Origin of the sequence: Kaistia soli DSM 19436 (genome assembly GCF_900129325.1) — a bacterium.
Classification (GTDB): domain Bacteria; phylum Pseudomonadota; class Alphaproteobacteria; order Rhizobiales; family Kaistiaceae; genus Kaistia; species Kaistia soli.
Genome location: NZ_FQUP01000001.1, coordinates 1,737,297 through 1,756,183, shown reverse-complemented (window position 1 = coordinate 1,756,183; position 18,887 = coordinate 1,737,297). Strand labels below are relative to the sequence as shown.

The 18,887-nt window shown below is 64.6% G+C and carries 14 protein-coding genes and 1 other RNA gene; 8 read left to right on the top strand and 7 right to left on the bottom strand.

Annotation, left to right across the window (positions count from 1 at the left end):
- The first annotated feature begins 141 nt into the window (after positions 1-141).
- Together ssrA and BUB39_RS08470 are read left to right on the top strand one after the other, a co-directional pair.
- Positions 142-506, top strand: a transfer-messenger RNA (tmRNA) gene (gene ssrA, locus BUB39_RS08475).
- A 45-nt stretch (positions 507-551) separates the two neighbouring features.
- Positions 552-1,070 (top strand): SspB family protein, encoded by a 519-nt coding sequence (locus BUB39_RS08470; RefSeq protein ID WP_073052469.1) that lies wholly within the window; start codon positions 552-554, stop codon positions 1,068-1,070.
- Positions 1,071-1,116: 46 nt separating this feature from the next.
- Here BUB39_RS08470 and BUB39_RS08465 read toward each other — a convergent pair whose 3' ends face one another.
- Positions 1,117-1,815, bottom strand: a complete 699-nt coding sequence (locus BUB39_RS08465) for an NlpC/P60 family protein (RefSeq protein WP_073052468.1) — start codon at positions 1,813-1,815, stop codon at positions 1,117-1,119.
- A 374-nt stretch (positions 1,816-2,189) separates the two neighbouring features.
- Here BUB39_RS08465 and BUB39_RS08460 point away from each other — a divergent pair, with 374 nt between their 5' ends.
- Positions 2,190-3,791 carry a Na/Pi symporter gene (locus BUB39_RS08460; RefSeq protein ID WP_175561783.1) on the top strand — a complete coding sequence of 534 codons (1,602 nt, stop codon included), beginning with the start codon at positions 2,190-2,192 and terminating at the stop codon, positions 3,789-3,791.
- A 60-nt stretch (positions 3,792-3,851) separates the two neighbouring features.
- Here the strand turns inward: BUB39_RS08460 and BUB39_RS08455 are convergent, their stop codons facing one another.
- Positions 3,852-4,778, bottom strand: a complete 927-nt coding sequence (locus tag BUB39_RS08455) for a glycosyltransferase family protein (RefSeq protein WP_084527019.1) — start codon at positions 4,776-4,778, stop codon at positions 3,852-3,854.
- A gap of 177 nt (positions 4,779-4,955) precedes the next feature.
- Between BUB39_RS08455 and fumC the strand changes: the two genes are divergently transcribed.
- Together fumC and BUB39_RS08445 are read left to right on the top strand one after the other, a co-directional pair.
- Positions 4,956-6,359 carry a class II fumarate hydratase gene (gene fumC, locus BUB39_RS08450; protein WP_073052465.1) on the top strand — a complete coding sequence of 468 codons (1,404 nt, stop codon included), beginning with the start codon at positions 4,956-4,958 and terminating at the stop codon, positions 6,357-6,359.
- A 78-nt stretch (positions 6,360-6,437) separates the two neighbouring features.
- Complete coding sequence (locus BUB39_RS08445; protein WP_073052464.1) at positions 6,438-6,635, top strand: DUF4169 family protein; 198 nt, start codon at positions 6,438-6,440, stop codon at positions 6,633-6,635.
- Positions 6,636-6,673: 38 nt separating this feature from the next.
- Here the strand turns inward: BUB39_RS08445 and BUB39_RS08440 are convergent, their stop codons facing one another.
- Positions 6,674-7,897 (bottom strand): acyltransferase family protein, encoded by a 1,224-nt coding sequence (locus tag BUB39_RS08440; protein ID WP_280174642.1) that lies wholly within the window; start codon positions 7,895-7,897, stop codon positions 6,674-6,676.
- A 392-nt stretch (positions 7,898-8,289) separates the two neighbouring features.
- Between BUB39_RS08440 and BUB39_RS08435 the strand changes: the two genes are divergently transcribed.
- On the top strand, positions 8,290-8,511 hold the full coding sequence (locus tag BUB39_RS08435) for a ribbon-helix-helix domain-containing protein (protein ID WP_073052462.1): 222 nt from the start codon (positions 8,290-8,292) through the stop codon (positions 8,509-8,511).
- A gap of 6 nt (positions 8,512-8,517) precedes the next feature.
- On the opposite strand, the gene BUB39_RS08430 is transcribed toward BUB39_RS08435, so the two are convergent.
- From BUB39_RS08430 to BUB39_RS08420, 3 genes are all read right to left on the bottom strand, one after another.
- On the bottom strand, positions 8,518-12,429 hold the full coding sequence (locus tag BUB39_RS08430; protein WP_280174644.1) for an AsmA family protein: 3,912 nt from the start codon (positions 12,427-12,429) through the stop codon (positions 8,518-8,520).
- Positions 12,430-12,475: 46 nt separating this feature from the next.
- Positions 12,476-13,873, bottom strand: a complete 1,398-nt coding sequence (locus BUB39_RS08425) for an FAD-binding oxidoreductase (RefSeq protein WP_073052460.1) — start codon at positions 13,871-13,873, stop codon at positions 12,476-12,478.
- Positions 13,874-13,975: 102 nt separating this feature from the next.
- The gene (locus BUB39_RS08420; RefSeq protein ID WP_073052883.1) at positions 13,976-14,953 is read right to left on the bottom strand and encodes a zinc-binding dehydrogenase; all 978 of its coding nucleotides are present in this window, start codon (positions 14,951-14,953) and stop codon (positions 13,976-13,978) included.
- Between the two features lie 182 nt (positions 14,954-15,135).
- Here BUB39_RS08420 and BUB39_RS08415 point away from each other — a divergent pair, with 182 nt between their 5' ends.
- Positions 15,136-17,484: an ATP-dependent helicase gene (locus BUB39_RS08415; protein WP_073052459.1), complete on the top strand. Its 2,349-nt coding sequence runs from the start codon at positions 15,136-15,138 to the stop codon at positions 17,482-17,484.
- On the opposite strand, the gene BUB39_RS08410 is transcribed toward BUB39_RS08415, so the two are convergent.
- Positions 17,474-17,869: a GNAT family N-acetyltransferase gene (locus tag BUB39_RS08410; protein WP_073052458.1), complete on the bottom strand. Its 396-nt coding sequence runs from the start codon at positions 17,867-17,869 to the stop codon at positions 17,474-17,476. The genes BUB39_RS08415 and BUB39_RS08410 overlap by 11 nt on opposite strands.
- A 106-nt stretch (positions 17,870-17,975) precedes the next feature.
- Here BUB39_RS08410 and BUB39_RS08405 point away from each other — a divergent pair, with 106 nt between their 5' ends.
- Positions 17,976-18,851, top strand: coding sequence for a 50S ribosomal protein L11 methyltransferase (locus tag BUB39_RS08405; RefSeq protein WP_073052457.1), 876 nt, complete (start codon positions 17,976-17,978; stop codon positions 18,849-18,851).
- Positions 18,852-18,887 lie beyond the last annotated feature (36 nt).

Below are 18,887 nucleotides of genomic sequence, written 5' to 3'. Positions count from 1 at the left end.
GACAGGCGCTATCGCGACTAGGCCGACCCTGGATTGCGTAGTCGCCACGCGTCCTGGCCGGCGAACCGCATCGGGGCGTTCGCGCAACAAGCGCTGGAAAACCCCGCCCGGCAGTCTTCTGAGCCCCACACAGTGCACGCGCACCTTTTCACGCGCGTCACGATCCCCTATATCTCCGGTGCCGGCGCAAGCCGGCTATGGCGATAAACGGTCATCGTAATAAACCTATCGGACCCGGGGGCGGTACCCGGCGCCTCCACCCAAGGCCATCGAAGCACCAGCAAGATGGCTTTCGGCGGGGGCGAAATAGGATCGACGAGGGCTTAAAGGGTGTTCTTTCGCTCGGCATGGTACCGCCGATATCGGACCAAACCTATAGTTGCGAATGACAACTATGCTCCGGTTGCTATCGCCGCGTAATGCGGTGCTGGTACCGAAATCAAAGTCCTTGCGGGTAGCACCGTAAGGCGGGGTTCGGAGGCACCTGGCAACAAGAAGCCTCCACTTCTTTTCCCCGGCCATCCGCCGGGAACGGCAGGGACGCTTGGTAGATGCCTGAGGATCTGATCCGCTACGATATTCTGGCCCAGGACGCGCTCCGGGGTGTCGTGAGGAAGGTCCTCGCCGAAGTCGCCAAGACGGGCCTGCCCGGCGAGCATCATTTCTTCGTCACGTTCGAGACGCGCGCCCCCGGCGTGCGCATCTCCAGCCGGATGCTCGCCCAGTATCCAGAGGACATGACGATCGTTCTGCAGCACCAGTTCTGGGACCTTTCGGTCTCCGAACATGCTTTTGAGGTCGGACTTTCCTTCAATGGCGTGCCTGAGCGACTGCTGGTGCCGTTCACCGCAGTGAAGAGCTTCGTCGATCCCTCGGTGCAGTTCGGTCTGCAGTTCGAATCGGCCCCCGCCGAGGACGGCGCAGACGAAGCGTCGAGCGAGATGGAAGAGGTCGAAACCTCTGCACTCGTTCTCGATCAGCCGCTCGCCGCCGCGGACACAGCCGCCGAGCCAGAAAAGCCGGGCGAGGCCCAGATCGTCCGCCTCGACGCATTTCGCAAGAAGAACTGAGCTGGGACGGCTTGCCCGTCCCGCCATTCAGGTCACGCCGCCGTTTTTAGGCTTCGTTCCAGGACAAGACCTCTGTCCGCGTCCTGATCGTGACCGCATGCGGCACAGGCGCGGGTACGGTCGAGGGCCAACGCGCGGCAACGAGGCGGTCCTTCAGGACCCAGGCGAGCGATACTTGGTCGGACTGGTTTCCGCCCAGGATACGGTAAGCGGTTGCATCCTCGCCGGCATAGAAGCCGACATGGCCGCGTCCGCTTTGCTTTGATTGGCGCCAGAACACCATCACTGCACCCGGCGTGGGATCGGTCCTGATGCCGAACCGCTCCCATGAGCGCGCACCCAGCAGCCCGTTCGGCGTCGGCTCGCGATCCAGCGTCGCACTGATGCAATGGCCGACGAACAGGCCGCACCAGGGAATATCGTCACGGCCATAATTGATACCGAGATCTGTGGCCCAATCGATGATGATCGGATTGGAGCCCGCACCCGGCTTCTCCCGGGTGCCGATCACCCGGCAGGCTTCCTTGAACCAGACCAGCGACGGATCGGTTAGGTCGGTGGGCTGTGCAACCCCCGGCAGAAGCGCGGCCAACGTCATCGGACCGATGATGCCGTCAACCTCGAGATTGTTCTTAGCCTGGAATGCCCGCACGGCCGCAGCTGTCTGCCGGCCCCAGATTCCATCGAGCGGCCCCGGCGTGAAGCCGAGCTTGGCAAGGGCAATCTGAATGTCGATGATCTTCATGCTATTGCTCCCCAGTAGCGTCGGCCCCCGCCGACACACACCCAAGGTAGCATTGTCGAATAATATCATCTATTATAAGTTGTAGGTCTCGGCAGATTCAATCGCGGACGCTCCTCGCCCGCGCAGGCACCCGCAGGCGCTTTTTGGCCGGAGACGGTGTGTCCTAGAGGGTCGCCGCCAAGGACGCGCCTCATCCTTCCTGAACATGCGACATCGATGGCTCCGATGATGCCGGCGAGATGGTCGCTATCGGGCCGTCACACGATTGTCATGTCGATCGCCGATGGCAGGACGTGGGCGTTGGGCGGGTGTCGCGATATCACGACCGGCGTGGCCGCCTGATTGTCCTCTCGCTTTCCTGGCGCAGGTTCCTGTTGTCGAGCATCGGTGAAATCCTGGCTGGCCTCGGCCTGCTCTTTGTCGGTCTGCGACTGCTATCGGCCAATCTGCAGCAGGCGGTGGGCGGGCGCATCCGCCAGTTGATGAAGACAGCCACTCAATCGGCCCTGATTGGCTTCGCCGCGGGATGTGTCGCCGGCGGCGTTACCCAGTCCAGCAATGCCGTCGCGGTCATCTCAGGCAATCTGGTCCGCTCCCGCGTGCTGACCACCCGCGAGGCGGTGCCAGTCGTTGCCGGCGGTAATGTCGGAACCTCACTGCTGGTGCTGCTGGCGGCAATCAATCTGCACATCGCCGTGTTGTTCCTCATCGGCCTGGTCGGCATCAGCTTTCATGCCGGCCTCGATAAGCGTGCTGGATTGCGCGACTGGATGGGCGTTCTGCTCGGCCTCGCCCTGCTGTTCCTCGGCATCGACTTCATCAAAGGTGCGCCGCGCCATCTCGACATCACAGCGCTGGCTGAGCTCTTTGACGGCATCTCGCCACTACTGGCGCTCACGATCGGCCTCGTCGTCGCAGCGGTCACGCAGTCCTCGTCAACCGCAACGATCTTGGCGCTTGCCGGCATCAAGGCCGGCTTCATCGATCTCGACATCTGCTTCTTCGTCGTCCTCGGTGCCAATCTCGGTTCCGGCATCGCGACGCTTCTGGCCGCCGGCGCGCTCGGCGGCGTCGGGCGACAACTCTGTTATGTCCACATTCTCGTCAAAGGCCTCGGCACAGCGCTGTTGCTGCTGGTCTGGCTCGGCCTCGACGCGTTGGGCGGCGACCCGTCGCGCCGTTTTGCCGACGTCGGCGGCGGTGATCCGTCAGCATCGGTATCGATGCTGTTCCTGGCGTTGCAGCTTGCGGGAGCTTTGCCCGTCGCCACATTGCGAACGCTCGTCGAACGAATCGCCAGCCGGTTCAGCCCGCCCTCGCTTGAAGACAGCATTTCGCGTCCGCGCTACATTGATCCCGCAGCCATCGCCGATCCGGCCGGCGCACTGGAGCTTTCGGGCCAAGAAATTGCCGGCCTCATCAATCGCCTGCCCACCCTTCTGCCGGATCTCGACAACGCGCAGCGGCCTGATCCCGCTTCAATTGGGCTTTTGGCGCGTGGCAGCAGCGCGATTGCTGAGGAAACGGATCGCTTCGTGGTCGATCTCATCGCAAGAGGTCTCTCGGACCGCCATCTCGATCTCGCTCTCGGGCAACAGTCACAGCTCGAGATGTTGCAAGCCCTGCAGCAATCGCTCGTCGATTTCTCCGCGATCATCACCGGGTTCGAAACGGCACCGCCGCTCGCCTTCAACCTTTCGGAGGCGCTGCGCACGCTCGTGATGCAGCTCGCCGATACGACCGCGGGGCCGGCCGAGGATTTCGATTTCCTGATCGAGTTGACGGGCGACCGCAGCGAGCATCTCAATCGCATCCGCCGCGAGCTTGCCGTCTCCGCGCTCGGCGCCGAGGCCGATGCGCAGCATCTGGTGCTGGCGACGAGCCTGTTCGAACGCGCCGTCTGGCTGGTGCGGCGGATCGCCATCGCGATGAAGCCGCTGCCACCCGGCGGCCGGACCGATCCTGCGCTCGCCTAAGGGGACGCCCCGCTTGGTCCGCCGGAGCCGTCCGCGATCGCGGCTCAACGGTCTCTGCCGCTACACCGGCTTGAAATGCTTCTTGCTGAAATCGATCGGCAGGAAGCGGTTGAGGCGCACGCCCATCAGGTTGCGCCATTCCCGCAGGTTATGCGCACCGAACTGCGGCTCGTAGGGATCACCTTCCTGGGCGGCAATCCAGTCTGCCATAACGGCGGGATGCGTCTCCTCGAAGCGGCGGATCAGCCGCTTGTCCATCGTATAGGCATCCTGCCGCGTGATGCCATGGAACGGCGGCGGATACGTTTCGGGGTTCGCGGTATAGAGCTGGCTCATCTCGCGCCGCTTGTGCCACATCGGCAGTGGCGAGCGCGCGTTGCCATAGTGGAACAGCCGTGCGTCGGCCGAAGCGGCGCGCGGATAACGGCCACGCTTCTTTTTGTCCATGACAAGGAAATAGAGCGAATCCGTCGTCGTGACGCGGATGGTATTGCGGACGATCCTCGCCTCGCGGCGGTAATAGCTGTGCGTCTGCGTGATCCAGTTCACGTCGCCATAGAAATGGCGATAGTCGAACCACAGCGCCTCGACCCGGGGATTGTCGAGATGCCGCTCCATGGCCGCGCGTACCGCCGCCTGGTCTTCCTCATGCAGTACCTCATCGCCCTCGATATAGAAGGCCCAATCGCCGGTACAGTTGTAGAGCGCGATCATCTTCTGCTGCGCCAGCACGAAACCGCGCTTGACGAGGATCGGATTCCAGACCGTGTCGACGATGCGGATCTTCGGATCACCGATCGCGACGATGCGCTCGCGCGTATCATCATCGCCTGCGCCGACGGCCACGACGAATTCATCGCAGATCGGCAAGGCCGAACGGATGCTCTCGACGAAGGGATAATTGAGCCGCGAGCCGTTGCGAATGAAGGTGAAGCCGCTGACGCGCATTCGAACCAACCTGTCCTGTCCGCCCCTGCCTTCGGTCATGAGGGCGCGTCTTCCTAGCTGCTTGCGGGCAATGCGGCAATCCTGCCTCCGCGCAGAGGCCCCGTCGCCTTGGCAGGCTCCGAAGCCCCATGCTAGACACCGCCCATCCTGTCGGGCTGCCGGCCGATCCACAGGGCCGGCGCCCTTCCGATCCATCAGAAAGGCCATGAGCGCGCCATGACGACGTCCCTTCCCTCGACCCGCATCGAGACAGATACGTTCGGCCCCATCGAAGTGGCGACCGATCGCTATTGGGGGGCGCAGGCGCAGCGCTCGCTCGGCAATTTCAAGATCGGCACGGAAAAGCAGCCGAAGCCGGTCGTGCGCGCGCTTGGCGTCGTCAAGCGCGCCGCCGCCGAGGTCAACATGGAACTCGGCCGACTTGATCCGAAGATCGGCGCCGTAATCGTCGATGCCGCGCAGGAAGTCATCGACGGCAAGCTCGACGACCATTTCCCCCTCGCCGTCTGGCAGACGGGGTCCGGCACGCAGTCGAACATGAATGCCAATGAGGTGATCTCGAACCGCGCCATCGAGATGCTCGGCGGCGTGCTCGGCTCCAAGAAGCCGGTGCATCCGAACGACCACGTCAATATGAGCCAATCATCGAACGACACCTATCCGACCGCAATGCATGTCGCCGCGGCCGAGGAAATCGTCGCGAAGCTCGTCCCAGCGCTGAAGCATCTTCATGCCGCGCTTGATGCCAAGGCGAAGGCTTGGGCGGACATCGTCAAGATCGGCCGCACGCATACCCAGGACGCGACACCGCTGACCCTTGGCCAGGAATTTTCCGGCTATGCCAAGCAGATCGAGAACGGCATCGCGCGGATCGAGATGACGCTGCCCGGCCTGATGGAACTGGCGCAGGGCGGCACGGCCGTCGGCACCGGCCTCAATGCGCCGATCGGCTTTGCCGAAGGCGTCGCCGAGCGGATCGCAGCCATCACCGGCCTTCCCTTCACCTCGGCCCCGAACAAGTTCGAGGCACTCGCAGCTCATGACGCGATGGTGTTCAGCCATGGCGCGATCAACACGGTCGCCGCCTCGCTGTTCAAGATCGCCAACGACATCCGCCTGCTCGGCTCGGGCCCGCGCGCCGGCCTCGGCGAGCTTTCGCTGCCCGAGAACGAGCCGGGCTCGTCGATCATGCCTGGCAAGGTCAATCCGACCCAGTGCGAAGCGCTGACGCAGGTCTGCGTGCAGGTCTTCGGCAATCACGCCGCCCTCACCTTCGCCGACAGCCAGGGCCATTTCGAACTCAACGTCTACAATCCGCTAATGGCCTATAACTTCCTGCAGTCGGTGCGCCTCATCGCCGACGCTTCGATTTCCTTCACCGACAATTGCGTCGTCGGCATCGAGCCGCGCCTCGACAATATCCGCCATGGCGTTCAGCGCTCTCTGATGCTGGTCACCGCGCTGGCGCCGAAGATCGGCTACGACAACGCGGCGAAAATCGCCAAGACCGCGCACAAGAACGGCACGACTCTGCGCGAGGAAGCGGTTGGCGGCGGCTACGTCACCGACGAGGAATTTGACGCCATCGTGCGGCCAGAGGACATGATCGGCCCAAAATAAGGTCGCCGGTTCCAGCGGTCAGGCAGGGCTTGCCGAGGCATCGATCCGGGCGCATCGTCCGGATCGCGAGGAACGCTCATGACAGCCGACATCGTCAACCTGAACCGCTTCCGCAAGGGCAAGGCGCGCGCTGAAAAGGGTGCGATTGCCGCCGAAAACCGCGCTCGCTTCGGCCGCACCAAGGCCGAGAAGGAACGGCAGAAGTCCGAGACGGAAGGCGAAACGCGTCGTCTCGAGGCCCATCGGCGCGAAGAGCCATCCGAACCGCGCGACTGAAGCCGCTCTCCATGGGCGAGCCGGGATTATCTGTGCGGCTAGTTGGCTCGCTGTAGTCCGGCCGGCAGACCCTCACCCGCATCGACGGTCTTTGGCGCGGCGGGCACCGCATTGACGCCAAAAGCATGGGCTGGTGTCGACCACCGGAACCGGGTGCGCAGGTTCATCATCGGCATTTCCCAGAGGCGATAGAGACCCGCAGAAATTCCAACGACGATGATCCAATACGTCAAATACTTCACTGCGATCGCCTGCGATCCGGCCCATTCGAATGGAAGATAAGACAGGATCAGATAGGTCAGGGACAGATTGACGAGATACATCGAATAGGATCGACGGCTTATCCACTCGATAGCATCCGTAATGATGTTCCGGCGACAGCTCAGTTGCGACAGATAGGGCATCATGAGCAGGGTCGAAAGCGGCACGACCGTCAGAGACCCATAGATCGCATAAGGCACGTATCTACACAGAACGTGGCGATCCAGGACGATCAGAACAACGCCGGCCACGGCCAAAAGACGCGTATTCCTCGTCCAGAGATCGGTCCGGTAAATGCTGAGATAGGCGCCGAAGACGCCGATCGCCAGAGCATCGAATCGCCCGACGACCACTTTGCGCATCATGGAGTCCCAATCTTCATAGGTCACCACATGACCGCCGAGGCCGGCCGGAAGCCGCGCGGCAATCGAAGCCAGAGCCACGACGGCGAGAAGAACGATGAGACGCCGCCTGCTCGCGGCGACGCTGGGCGAACGCCACATCGCGCCGATCATGAGGAGCGGCATCAGCAAATAGAACCATTCTTCGACCGCGAGCGACCAAGCCTCGCCGAAGAAGGATGGGTGCTTCCAGGCGATGTTCTGCGAGAAGATGAAAAAGGGTCCGACAGGAGCATCTGACCCGGAGCCGTTCAGGCTGGAAACGACCACCAGAACTGTCAGGATCAGATAATAGTTCGGCAGGGTCCTGAACCATCGGTAGATCCAGAATTGACCCAGCGAACGCGTGTCGCCAGTTCGCTCGACGAACGTCTTGATCAGAATGCGACCGATGAGATAGCCGCTGAGGACAAAGAACATCGAGACACTGTCCATCGCGGGAAACAGGTAGATGTACTCATCCACGATCCCGGACACCACGCCCATAGCGTGGATATAGACGATCATCAGGATAGAAATCGCACGCAGAAGGTCGAGGCCGAAGACTCTCGAAGTTTCAGCGTGTCGCGATCCAGAACCGCTCTGCAAGGATGGTACCACGAAATAAATCGCAGCAGCGTCACGCCGCAGGAACTTGGTCTGCCGCCTGAGACAACCGCCTGATAAGCTTTAGTCCCGCAGGAACGAGACACCCCTCAACAAGCAGAAGATTAGCGCGCGCCGTTTTGGCGCCGCAGTGATGTCGGTCACAGGCATCGCGGATGTCGGTTGACAGTGTGCAGGCAACGGCGCGGCCAAACTGCCTTAGCGGCCGATCCGTCCGTATTGACGCACCAACTGGGTGGACCCGCCGATCAGGCTGGTTCGACCTTGCCCGCGTGACGGTTCGAAGGCATCGTTCGAACCCATGCACCGGCCCGGGATTGCAATTCTCGGCTTCGATCAGTGTGTCGATCGGTGGACGAAACCTTGCGCGGGAGAACCGAGGCGTCATGATCCGCAAGCGCTCGATCGCGATCGCCGGCCACCGCACATCGATCTCGCTGGAGGACGCGTTCTGGCAGGCGCTGCAAGATGTCGCCGCTCATCGCGGGATCAGTTTGCCGGCGCTGGTCGCCGAGATCGACGGCGGGCGCGACCCGGCGGTCAATCTCTCCTCGGCCATCCGGATCGCCATGCTCAACTGGTATCGGAGCGCCGCGACAAGCCGGTGAGCTGGGTCAGTTTGCGCCTGAATCCTGCGGCAATTGCAGGTGTTGCGGCACGGTCTCCAAGAGCTTCCGCGCCCGCTCGATGGCATCGGCGTCGGCTTTCCGCTCCGCTTCAGCCCGCTTCTTGGCCGCATCGGCATCGGCGCCTGCATCCTTAGCGGCCTGCGAAGTCGCTCCGACAGCTGCATCGGCTTCAGCCTTCCGCTTGGCTGCGTCGTCCGCCCTGGCCTTCGCCTCGGCAGCGACCTTGTTGGCCGCCTCCGCCTCGGCAGCCGCCTGAGCGGCCCGCTGCTGCGCTGCCGCAGCCGTCTCAGCTTCAGCAGCAGCCTTGGCATCGGCTTGGCGCTGCGCCTCGGCGGCCGCCTGACGCTCAGCCTCCGCCTTGGCGAGGCGGTCGGCTTCCGCCGCCGCTGCCGCCTGCTCGGCCGCCTTCCGCTCGGCCTCGGCTTTGGCAGCCTCCGCTTCGGCCGCGCGCTCGGCGGCCTCCGCCTTGCGGCGATCCTCATCGCGGCCAACGCGCACCAGCCGTCCGAGCTTCTCCTTCTCAAGAATCTCGGCCTGCAGCTTCTCGATACGCTGAACCTCGCGCTCGAAGGCGCGCAGTTGCAGGAAGCTGAGCAGTGGCGTCACGTCGAGGCTGCGCTCGGGCGCCGCGAGCGGGCCGGAAAAACTGATGCCGACTTGCGGGAAGGCGCCGGTCGTTGTCTCCGCGCCGGAGGTCGCTGTCAGCGTCCACTGGCTCGCCAGTGCGCTTTGGTTGAGCTCGATCGTCGCGCCGCCGGCGACACGCGCCTCGTCGGAGGCAATGTCGAGGTTCTGCGCGCGGACCGTCCCGGCGACGATGGAAAAGGCGCCATCGACGCTGCTGAATGTCAGAGGCCCGGCATCGAGGAAGCTGGCGAACACCTTGCGGAGACCGGCCTCATCGAGGTCGCGGCCATTCTCCGCCGCAGCGATGGTGGCCCCGAAAGCGCGCGGATCGAGACCCGCAACTGTGCCCGCGCCCGCATGCAGGGATCCGCCGCCCGAAAGCGTAGCAACGACTCCGGCCAATGAACGGCCGCTGCCTTCGAACTGACCGGAAATGTCAAGCGGCGCGGTGAGCACCGGCTTGCCGTCCTGTTGCCAGGTGAGCGACCCGAGCGCGGCGTCCTTGATCTCGAACTGGCCGGAAACCGTTGCAGAGCCGTCCTGATTGTCGATCGACAGCGCACCTGTTGCCGTACCGCCGGCAAAGTCGCCGGCCGAAAGCGCATAGTCGGTCCGCCCGCCGGCAAGGCGAGCACTCACAATGGCATTGGCGACGGAGAGACCATCGGCGAGATCCAGCCGCGCGGCCTTGATGTCAACGGCCCCGTCGATGCCAGGCAACACCGGCCTGCCGAAAGGCACATCGGACCAGCCTCCATCGCCTCCCTCGGGCGCTATGCCAAAGCCCAGCCCAGCTGCCAAAGCGAGATCGAGTTGATCGAGAGAAAGGTCGCCATCGAGCCCCCATCGCGCGCCGGTCCTCGCGAATGTCAGCGATCCACTGGCCGCGGCCTGCCCGAGTGTCGCCTTGTCGAAGGCGAGCGCCAGACGGCCGGGTGCGATGTCGAGCGTCGCCGCTACGTCGATCGGCGACGGCGACGCGAGCCCTGGAACCGGCCCTGTCAACAGGCCGACAAACGGGCCAGCATCCGCGCCGGCCAGTGTCGCCTTGCCGGCAAAATGCGGCGTACGGCTCTCGTCGACCGAGAGATTGCCCAAGACCGCATAGCCGAGGCCCGCCACCTCGCCCTTCAGGTTGAGCGGCACGCCGTTGGAAAGGGCGCCGCCGCCTTCGATCGTCAGGCGGAGCATGCCCGGCGTCTCAACCGGCTCAGCGGCGAAGCCGAATTGCCTGAGCGCGGCGCCCGCATCAGGGTTTTCAATCGCGGCCGACAATTTGAACGACCCGTCATGCCAGTCCGCCGGCGAGCCGGAAAGGCCGAGCGCGACGTCGATCGCGCTGCCGCCGGCGCTGCCGTTCAGCGTGAGATTGGCATTGGTTATGCCGTCGACGGCCTCTGCATTGGCGACCGCCGATAGTTTGGCATCGTGCAGAGCCGGCGCCGCAGCGCCGAGCCAGGCGGCAAAGCCCGATCCGGGCAGGATCCGTTCGACGACATCGGCCACGCCGCGCAGGTCGCTGGCATCGATGGAGGCCGAGACCTGGCCGCTCGGCGTCGTGTCGAGATCGGCAAGGCGGCCGCTCGCCTGCAGTGCAGCACCCGCGAGATCACCGACCGAGAAACGGGTCGCCGTGAGCACCCCGCCGGCATAGCCGCCATCGGCCGACACGTCGGACAGTGTCGTGTCGCCGGCAATGAAGGTCCCGGCCGCCAGCTTGACGCGGAAGCTGTCGGCAAGCCCGCCTTGCGCTGTCACACTCCGCCCGGCAAAGAGCTCGGTCAGCGAGGCGGCCTGATCATAGTCGAACCGGTCGGCCTTCACATCGATCGTCAGCGCGCGTTGTCCGGCGGAATCGCGCTGCCAATCGAGCGCGCCCCGGATATTCGAGCCTTGCATCCGGGCCGACATTCCGGTGATGCGGATCTGTTCGGGCGCGATGTCGACCTGACCGGACATGTCGAAGGGCTGCAGCGGCAGCCGCGTTCCCGCAGGACCGCCACGCCACCAGGCGGCGAAAATCGACGGCTGCTCGGAAGCGACGCGGACGCCGCCGACGAACCGGACCTTCGGCGCGGTCTCGACTGTGCCATCGGCCGAAAGTCGAGTCCGGCCCGGAAGGTCAGCCGCCAGTTCCTCGATCCGCCAGCCCTTGCCGTCGGTCGCTGCATCGAACTGCAGATTCTGGACGACAGAGCCACCAACGACGATGCCGGGAACATCGAAGCCGATGCGTCCCGGAATGGGTGGCCGTGGCAGGGTGGCCAAGGCGGCCACCAATGCGCCGCCGGCCGCATTCACGTCGACGGGTTCGTTTGGTCCCTTGCCGATCGAGCGATCGAGATCGACCTGGCGCGACTTCAGCACCGCATCGAAACGCATGTCTTCGCCAAGCGCGATGGTTGCGGCCCCGGTCAGGCTGAACGGCCGATCGTCGGGACCATCCGCAAGTGTCAGTTCAGGCAGGCGCAATAGGTCCGGGCGCAGCTCGAAGCCACCCGCGGCGCGCCAGCCCGGCTGCGGCTTTGCTTCGCCCTGCACGGGCGCGACAACTTCGGCGAGATTGAACGTGCCAGACCAACCGAGGCCCTTCGCATCTTCGTTGACAAGACCTTCGGCCGAAAGCGTCACGGGCAGGTCAGCCGGGACGACGTCGAGTTTCACCCGCAGCGAGCCATCCGCCTCGCGTCGTCCACTGGCGATATGCACGGCCGACGCACGGCCTTCATTCTCCAGGCGCCCGTCGATCTTCCAGGGGCCGAGCAGTGAGCGTGCATCGACCGTCGCATCGATATGATCGAACGCGACAACGCGGCCCGAACGGCTATCGAGATAGCTGATCGAGCCGTTCCTCAGCGTCACATGCTGCAACGACACTGCGTCCGGGTTCAGCGATGCCGATGCCGCGCTCCGCTGCAGCCAGTCGACCTTGCCGTCATCATCGACCGTCACTGCAAGCTCGGGCCGGTCGATCTGCATCTCCGCGACCTTCACGTCGCCGGTGATCAGCGGAATGAGTTCGATGCGCATGGCAAAGCGATCGGCGCGCAGCATTGGCTGCTCGGCGGTGCCACCAACGCGCACATCGGTAAAGACGAGCGAAGGCATCGGCAGCACGGTGGCGCTGACCGTTCCGCCGACATGAACCGGCTGGCCGAAAATCGTCGCGGCCTGCCGCTCGAAGCTCGATCGATAGCTGTTCCAGTCGACGAACAGCGGCACGACCAGCGCCGCGAACAGCACGGCGATGATCAAGCCACCGAAGAACAGGTAGAGCCTGCTCAGGTCCGCCTCCTTGCGTCGACCGGCGCCCGATTTACTCGGGCAGCACCTTGCCGGGGTTGAGAATGCCGAGCGGATCGAGCGCCGCCTTGATGCTGCGCATCACACCGAGCGCCGGCCCATGCTCGAGCGCCAGATATTTGCGCTTGCCCTGGCCGACGCCATGCTCGCCCGTGCAGGTGCCGTCCATTGAGATGGCCCGCTTGGCAAGACGCCCGAGAAAATGCTCGGCGAGCTCGACCTCATGCGGATTGGCGGTATCAACCATCATCTGGACGTGGAAATTGCCGTCTCCGACATGGCCGACGATCGGGGCGATCAGACCCGTTTCCGCGATGTCCGCCTGGGTCTCCGCGACGCATTCGGCAAGGCGGGAGATCGGTACGCAGGCGTCGGTCGCGATCACCGACGCACCGGGACGCAGGCCCTTCGCGGCGAAATAGGCGTCGTGGCGAGCCTGCCAGAGCTTGGTGCGATCCTCGGGCCTTGTCGCCGACTGGAAGCTGCCGCCACCAAACGCGGCCGCGATCTCGCCGAATTGCCGCGCCTGCTCCTCGACCGAGGCCGCCGACCCATGGAATTCGACAAAGAGATGTGGCGTCGCAGGGAGGCCGAGGCCGGCGAAATCGTTGGTGGCGCGGACCATGAGCGCGTCGAGCAGCTCGATGCGCGCGATGGGAATGCCGCTCTGGATGGTGAGGATCGTGGCGTTGCAGGCATCCTCGACACTTCGAAACGCGCAGACGCCCGCCGCGATCGCCTCGGGAATGCCGGAGAGCCGGAGCGTTACCTCGGTGATGATGCCAAGGGTTCCCTCCGAGCCGACGAGCAGACGCGTCAGGTCGTAGCCGGCGGAGGATTTCCGCGCCCGCCGCGCTGTATGGATGATCGTGCCGTCGGCCATCACGGCTGTCAGGTTGACGACGCTGTCGCGCATCGTCCCGTAGCGCACGGCGTTGGTGCCGGATGCGCGCGTCGCCGCCATGCCGCCGAGGCTCGCATCGGCGCCAGGATCGATCGGGAAGAAAAGCCCTTGATCACGCAGATAGTCGTTGAGCTGGCGTCGCGTGACACCCGCCTCGACGGTGCAGTCGAGATCCTCGGGCCGTACGGCGATGACGTTGTTCATGCGCGACAGATCGACGGACACGCCACCGAGCGGCGCGTTGACATGGCCCTCGAGGCCTGTGCCGGTGCCGAACGGAACGACGGGCACGCGATGCTCGGCACAAATCCTCACCAGTTCGGCGACCTCCTCCGTCGTCTCGACGAAGACGACGGCATCGGCCGGCTCGTTGGGCAGCCAGTTGACGGTGTTGGCATGTTGTCGGCGCAGTTCCGCGCCACGGCTGAAGCGGGCGCCGAAGCGCAGCTCCAGACGGCCAAGCGCATCGGCGAGACCGCCCTTACTGCGCAATGCCGAAACGCTCATGCCAACATGCTCCCCTCAACCGATCACCGCCCAGGGCGGGTGGCGGCAACCTAGCAAAATCATCCAGCGACGCCAAAGACTTCCTCGGCCCCGCGACGATGTTCAGGGGCGAAGCGCGATCTTGCCGCTGCGTCCCGGCCGGTCGCTGGCCGCCGCGGCCTCTCCGACTTCTTCGAGCGTGAAGATTTCGTCGAGTTCCAGGCGCAGCGTGCCTGTCGCGGCAAAGCGGATCAGGTCGCCGATCATGCGCGCCATGTCCTCGCGCGGCGTCGCGGCCGAGCGTGTGGCGCCCCAGAAGCCTTCAACCGTAATCTGGCGGAAAATGAGATCGCCCGACGGAACGAGAAGGGGTGCGCCGCTCATCGAGCCGAAGGAGATGAGGCGTCCGCCAGGCGCCAGCAGCGACAACATCTGGCGCGAGGCCTCACCACCGACCGATTCGATGCCCCGAAGGATCGGTGCGCCGCCCGTGATTGCCGCGACCCGCCGCTCCCAGCCCGGCTCAGCTGTCGAGACGATGTTGTCGATGCCGAGATCGGCCAACTCGGCGACGCCAGCGGCGCGACGGACGAGGCCGACGACGTTGAGGCCGCGCGTCTTGGCGAAGGTCGAGACGAGGCGGCCGACCGCGCCATTCGCCGCGTTTTGCACGAGCCACTGGCCGGATTGGAGCCTCAGATCCTCGAGCAGCATCAGGGCGCTGAGCGGCATGGCGATCAATTGGCAGGCCGTCGCGTCGTCGATCGCATCAGGCAGCGGGATGGCCCGCGCAGCCGGCGCCAGGAAATACTCTGCCCAGACGCCGTTAACCCCCGCGATCACGACGCGCGTGCCTATGGGGGGCGCCGAGACGCCTTCGCCGAGCGCATCGACGATGCCGAGCGCCTCGGTGCCGCCAATGGCCGGAAGAGTTGGCTTGTAGCCATAGTCCCCCCGCACGGTCCAAAGATCATGATTGTGGATGGGCGACAGGACCAAGCGGACCCGTATCTCGCCGGCGCCGGGCTCTGGCATCGGCCGCTCGCCGGCCTTCAGGACTTCAGCCGGGTCGCCGAATGTCTCATGGATCGCTGCACGCATCGTCATCTTCTCCACAGGTTGCGGCGCCCCGGCCAGCCGGCCGCAGGCGCCTTCCTCTACGCGACCTGGTCCATAGAACGCCATCACCATGGCACTGATGCGGTGCTCTTGCTGGAAAGAGCGGCGGCAACGCTCCATATTCGCGCTATGTTCACGTTTCCGAATCGCATGCGGGCCCTCGCATGACAGACCCGTTCGACCACGAGGCTCCCGGGCCGCGGCCGGGCGGCATCGCCGCGCGCGCCCTTGGCGCCCGTTCGCAGCCGGATTATCTGGTCCGCCTCAACTCCGAACAGCGTCTTGCCGTCGAGACGACGGAAGGACCGGTGCTGGTGCTGGCCGGCGCCGGAACGGGCAAGACGCGCGTGCTGACGACGCGTATTGGCCATCTCCTCGCGACCGGCAAGGCGCGCCCGAGCCAGATCCTCGCGGTGACTTTCACCAATAAGGCGGCCCGCGAGATGCGCCACCGCATCGGCGACCTGATCGGCCCGGCGGTCGAGGGCATGGCCTGGCTCGGAACGTTCCACTCGATCGGCGTGCGCATCCTGCGCCGCCATGCCGAGATGGTCGGCTTGAAGCCGAATTTCACCATTCTCGATGCCGACGATCAGGTTCGCCTGATGAAGCAGGTAATCCAGGCGGAGGGCATCGACGAGAAGCGCTGGCCGGCCAAGCAACTGGCGGGTCTCATCGACAGCTGGAAGAATCGTGGCCTTTCGCCGAAGGATGTTCCGCCGGGCGATGGCGGCGGCTTTGCCAGTGGCAAGGCGCTGAAGCTCTACGCGGCCTATCAGGACCGGATGAAGGTCCTGAATGCCTGCGATTTTGGCGATCTGCTTCTCGAGAATCTCCGCCTTTTCCGAGAGCATCCCGACGTCCTCGCCGAGTATCACCAGCGTTTCCAGTACATGCTGGTCGACGAGTATCAGGACACCAATGTCGCGCAATACCTCTGGCTGCGGCTACTGGCACAGGGCCGGCGCAATATCTGCTGCGTTGGCGACGATGACCAGTCGATCTATGGCTGGCGCGGCGCCGAGGTCGACAACATTCTGCGCTTCGAGAAGGACTTTCCGGGCGCGGTGGTGATCCGGCTCGAACGCAATTATCGTTCGACCAGCCATATCCTTGGGGCCGCCTCGCATCTCATCACCCATAATGAGGGACGGCTCGGCAAGACGCTGTTCACCGACGCCACCGACCCAGATGCCGCCAAAGTGCAGGTCGCATCGTCGTGGGATTCGGAGGAAGAGGCACGCGCGGTGGGCGAGGAGATCGAGACTCTGCAGCGCCGCGGCCATGCGCTGAACGAGATGGCGATCCTGGTGCGCGCCTCGTTCCAGATGCGCTCGTTCGAGGAGCGCTTCATCCAGCTCGGCCTGTCCTATCGCGTCATCGGCGGCCCACGCTTCTATGAGCGGCAGGAAATCCGCGACGCCCTCGCCTATCTGCGCATCGTCATGCAGCCCGGCGACGACCTCGCCTTCGAGCGCATCGTCAATACGCCGCGCCGCGGCATCGGCGAGACGACGGTGCGCCTGCTGCACGACCATGCGCGCGCCCGCCAGATCCCAATCCTGCAGGCGGCCGAGGAATTGACGCTAACGAGCGAGATCGGCGCCAAGGCCCGTACCTCGCTGCGCGATCTCGTCGCGGCCTTCGCGCGCTGGCGCGGCAAGCTCGGCGTGATCAAGCATACGGAACTCGCCGAGATCATCCTCGACGAGAGCGGCTACACCGAGATGTGGCAGCAGGACCGCTCGGCCGATGCTCCCGGGCGGCTCGATAATCTCAAGGAACTGATCCGCTCGATGGAAGAGTTCGAGTCGCTCGAAGGCTTCCTTGAGCATATTGCGCTCGTGATGGACCGCGACAGCGCCGACAGCAACGACGCAGTGTCGATCATGACGCTGCATTCCGCAAAGGGTCTCGAATTCGAGACGGTCTTCCTACCGGGCTGGGAAGAAGGGCTCTTCCCGAGCCAGCGCACGCTCGACGAAAGCGGCCGCGCCGGCCTCGAGGAGGAGCGGCGCCTCGCCTATGTCGGCATCACGCGCGCCAAGCAGCGCGCGCTGATCTGGTTCGCCTCCAACCGCCGCATCCACGGTCTCTGGCAATCCTCCGTGCCCTCGCGCTTCCTCGACGAACTGCCGGACAAGCATGTCGACGTCGTCGAGCAGACATCAAGCTATGGCGGATACAATGTCGGCGGCGTCGGCAATTATGGCGCCAGCCGCTTCGACCGCGCCGACCCCTTCGCCAACACCTATTCAACGCCAGGCTGGCAGCGGGCGCAGAAGAATCGCGCCGCCGGCACCCAGTCGACCTCGCGCGGCGCTTCGCGCCTGATCGAAGGCGAGCTCATCGCCAAATCGACCGGTCCCTCCTCCGCCTATGCCTGCGGCGAACGGGTCTTTCACCAGAAATTTGGTTACGGCACCATCTTGGAGATCGAAGGCAACAAGCTGACGGTTGACTTCGCCACCGGACCGAAAAAAGTCGTCGACAGCTTCGTATCTAGGGGGTGAGCCGCAACAGCCCCGCTTCTGTCGCGCGAAAGCCGCAGCCGGCATAGAAACCGGCGAGATGCGGTTCGTAATCGACATGCAGCCATTCAGCGCCGCGCTCGGCCGAAAGCCGCGCGGCTTCCGTGACGAGCCGCGTTCCGAGGCCGGTGCGGCGGCAATCGGGATGCACGGTCGGATCGAGCAGGAAGGCATGCACGCCGCCATCGAAAGCGACATGGACGAAGCCGACCAGCCGCGTGCCGTCATAGGCGCCGAGATAGACGAGGCTGTGCGTCAGCATGGGCTGAAAATCGGCAGGCCCGGTATTGCCCCAGGCTGCGCTCCATAATGCGGCGAGATTCGCGTTGGCCAACGGGGGATCGGTGCGGATGTCGACAGCTGTCATGGGTCTCTTCTGATTTCACTTCGGCGGCGGCGGAGGCTATGAAGCCTCACCAATCCGAAGTCCGGCCTTCACGCAAGTCAAGGCGCCGCACGAGAGACCCATTCGCATGACCCTGATCGCCTCCCTCCCCGTCGCGACCGAAGAAATGGCGCAGGCCCTCGTGGAGGCGCTCGGCGCCAGCGAAGAGCTCGATTTCCCGACCGCCGCCACGACGGAGCAGGCTGACAAGAGCTGGATTGTCGACATCTATTTCGAGGATGCGCCCGACGAGACCGTCCTCGCGACGCTGATCGCTGACGCGATGAAAGGCTCCGTGCCGCATTACACCGTAGCGCCGCTGCCGGACGAGGACTGGGTCGCGAAGTCGCTGGAGGGGTTGCGGCCCGTCCGCGCCGGTCGCTTCCTCGTTCACGGTAGCCATGACCGCGAGAAAATTCGGCCGGGCGACATCGCGATCGAAATCGAGGCTGGCGAGGCCTTTGGCACCGGCCATCACGGCACGACGGCGGGTTGCCTCGCCGAGATCGACCGCATCTGCACGGCGCGCGACTTCGGATCTATTCTCGATCTCGGCACCGGGACCGGCGTGCTGGCGATCGCGATTGCCAAGGCCTTCGGCAAGCGCGTGCTGGCCACCGACATCGACGCGGTCGCGACGCGCGTCACCCGGGAGAACGCCGTTCTCAACGGTGTCGGCGATCTGATCGAAGCCGAGACGGCCGAAGGTTTCGGCAATCCGGTCTTCGCCGCCCACGCGCCGTTCGAGCTGATCATCGCCAATATCCTCGCAGGCCCGCTGATCGCGCTCGCCGGCGACATCGCTCGCCATCTCGATCCAGCCAGTGGCACGGTCGTGCTCTCGGGATTGCTCACCGCCCAGGGACCGAGCGTGACCGCCGCCTATGAGGCCGAGGGCCTCAAGCTCGTCCGCTCCGGCGAGATGGAAGGCTGGCTGACGCTGACGCTCGAGCGCGCCCGATAAGGCGGCGTCTTGCCTGGGCGGCGTTGATACTGTGTC

What these genes read in the sequence shown, in the direction of transcription:
- fumC (WP_073052465.1), top strand. Translation starts at nt 4,956, where the DNA reads ATGACGACGTCCCTTCCCTCGACCCGCATCGAGACAGATACGTTCGGC.
- BUB39_RS08410 (WP_073052458.1), bottom strand. Translation starts at nt 17,869, where the DNA reads ATGACAGCTGTCGACATCCGCACCGATCCCCCGTTGGCCAACGCGAAT.
- BUB39_RS08470 (WP_073052469.1), top strand. Translation starts at nt 552, where the DNA reads ATGCCTGAGGATCTGATCCGCTACGATATTCTGGCCCAGGACGCGCTC.
- BUB39_RS08425 (WP_073052460.1), bottom strand. Translation starts at nt 13,873, where the DNA reads ATGAGCGTTTCGGCATTGCGCAGTAAGGGCGGTCTCGCCGATGCGCTT.
- BUB39_RS08420 (WP_073052883.1), bottom strand. Translation starts at nt 14,953, where the DNA reads ATGCGTGCAGCGATCCATGAGACATTCGGCGACCCGGCTGAAGTCCTG.
- BUB39_RS08445 (WP_073052464.1), top strand. Translation starts at nt 6,438, where the DNA reads ATGACAGCCGACATCGTCAACCTGAACCGCTTCCGCAAGGGCAAGGCG.
- BUB39_RS08415 (WP_073052459.1), top strand. Translation starts at nt 15,136, where the DNA reads ATGACAGACCCGTTCGACCACGAGGCTCCCGGGCCGCGGCCGGGCGGC.
- BUB39_RS08465 (WP_073052468.1), bottom strand. Translation starts at nt 1,815, where the DNA reads ATGAAGATCATCGACATTCAGATTGCCCTTGCCAAGCTCGGCTTCACG.
- BUB39_RS08405 (WP_073052457.1), top strand. Translation starts at nt 17,976, where the DNA reads ATGACCCTGATCGCCTCCCTCCCCGTCGCGACCGAAGAAATGGCGCAG.
- BUB39_RS08435 (WP_073052462.1), top strand. Translation starts at nt 8,290, where the DNA reads ATGATCCGCAAGCGCTCGATCGCGATCGCCGGCCACCGCACATCGATC.
- BUB39_RS08455 (WP_084527019.1), bottom strand. Translation starts at nt 4,778, where the DNA reads ATGACCGAAGGCAGGGGCGGACAGGACAGGTTGGTTCGAATGCGCGTC.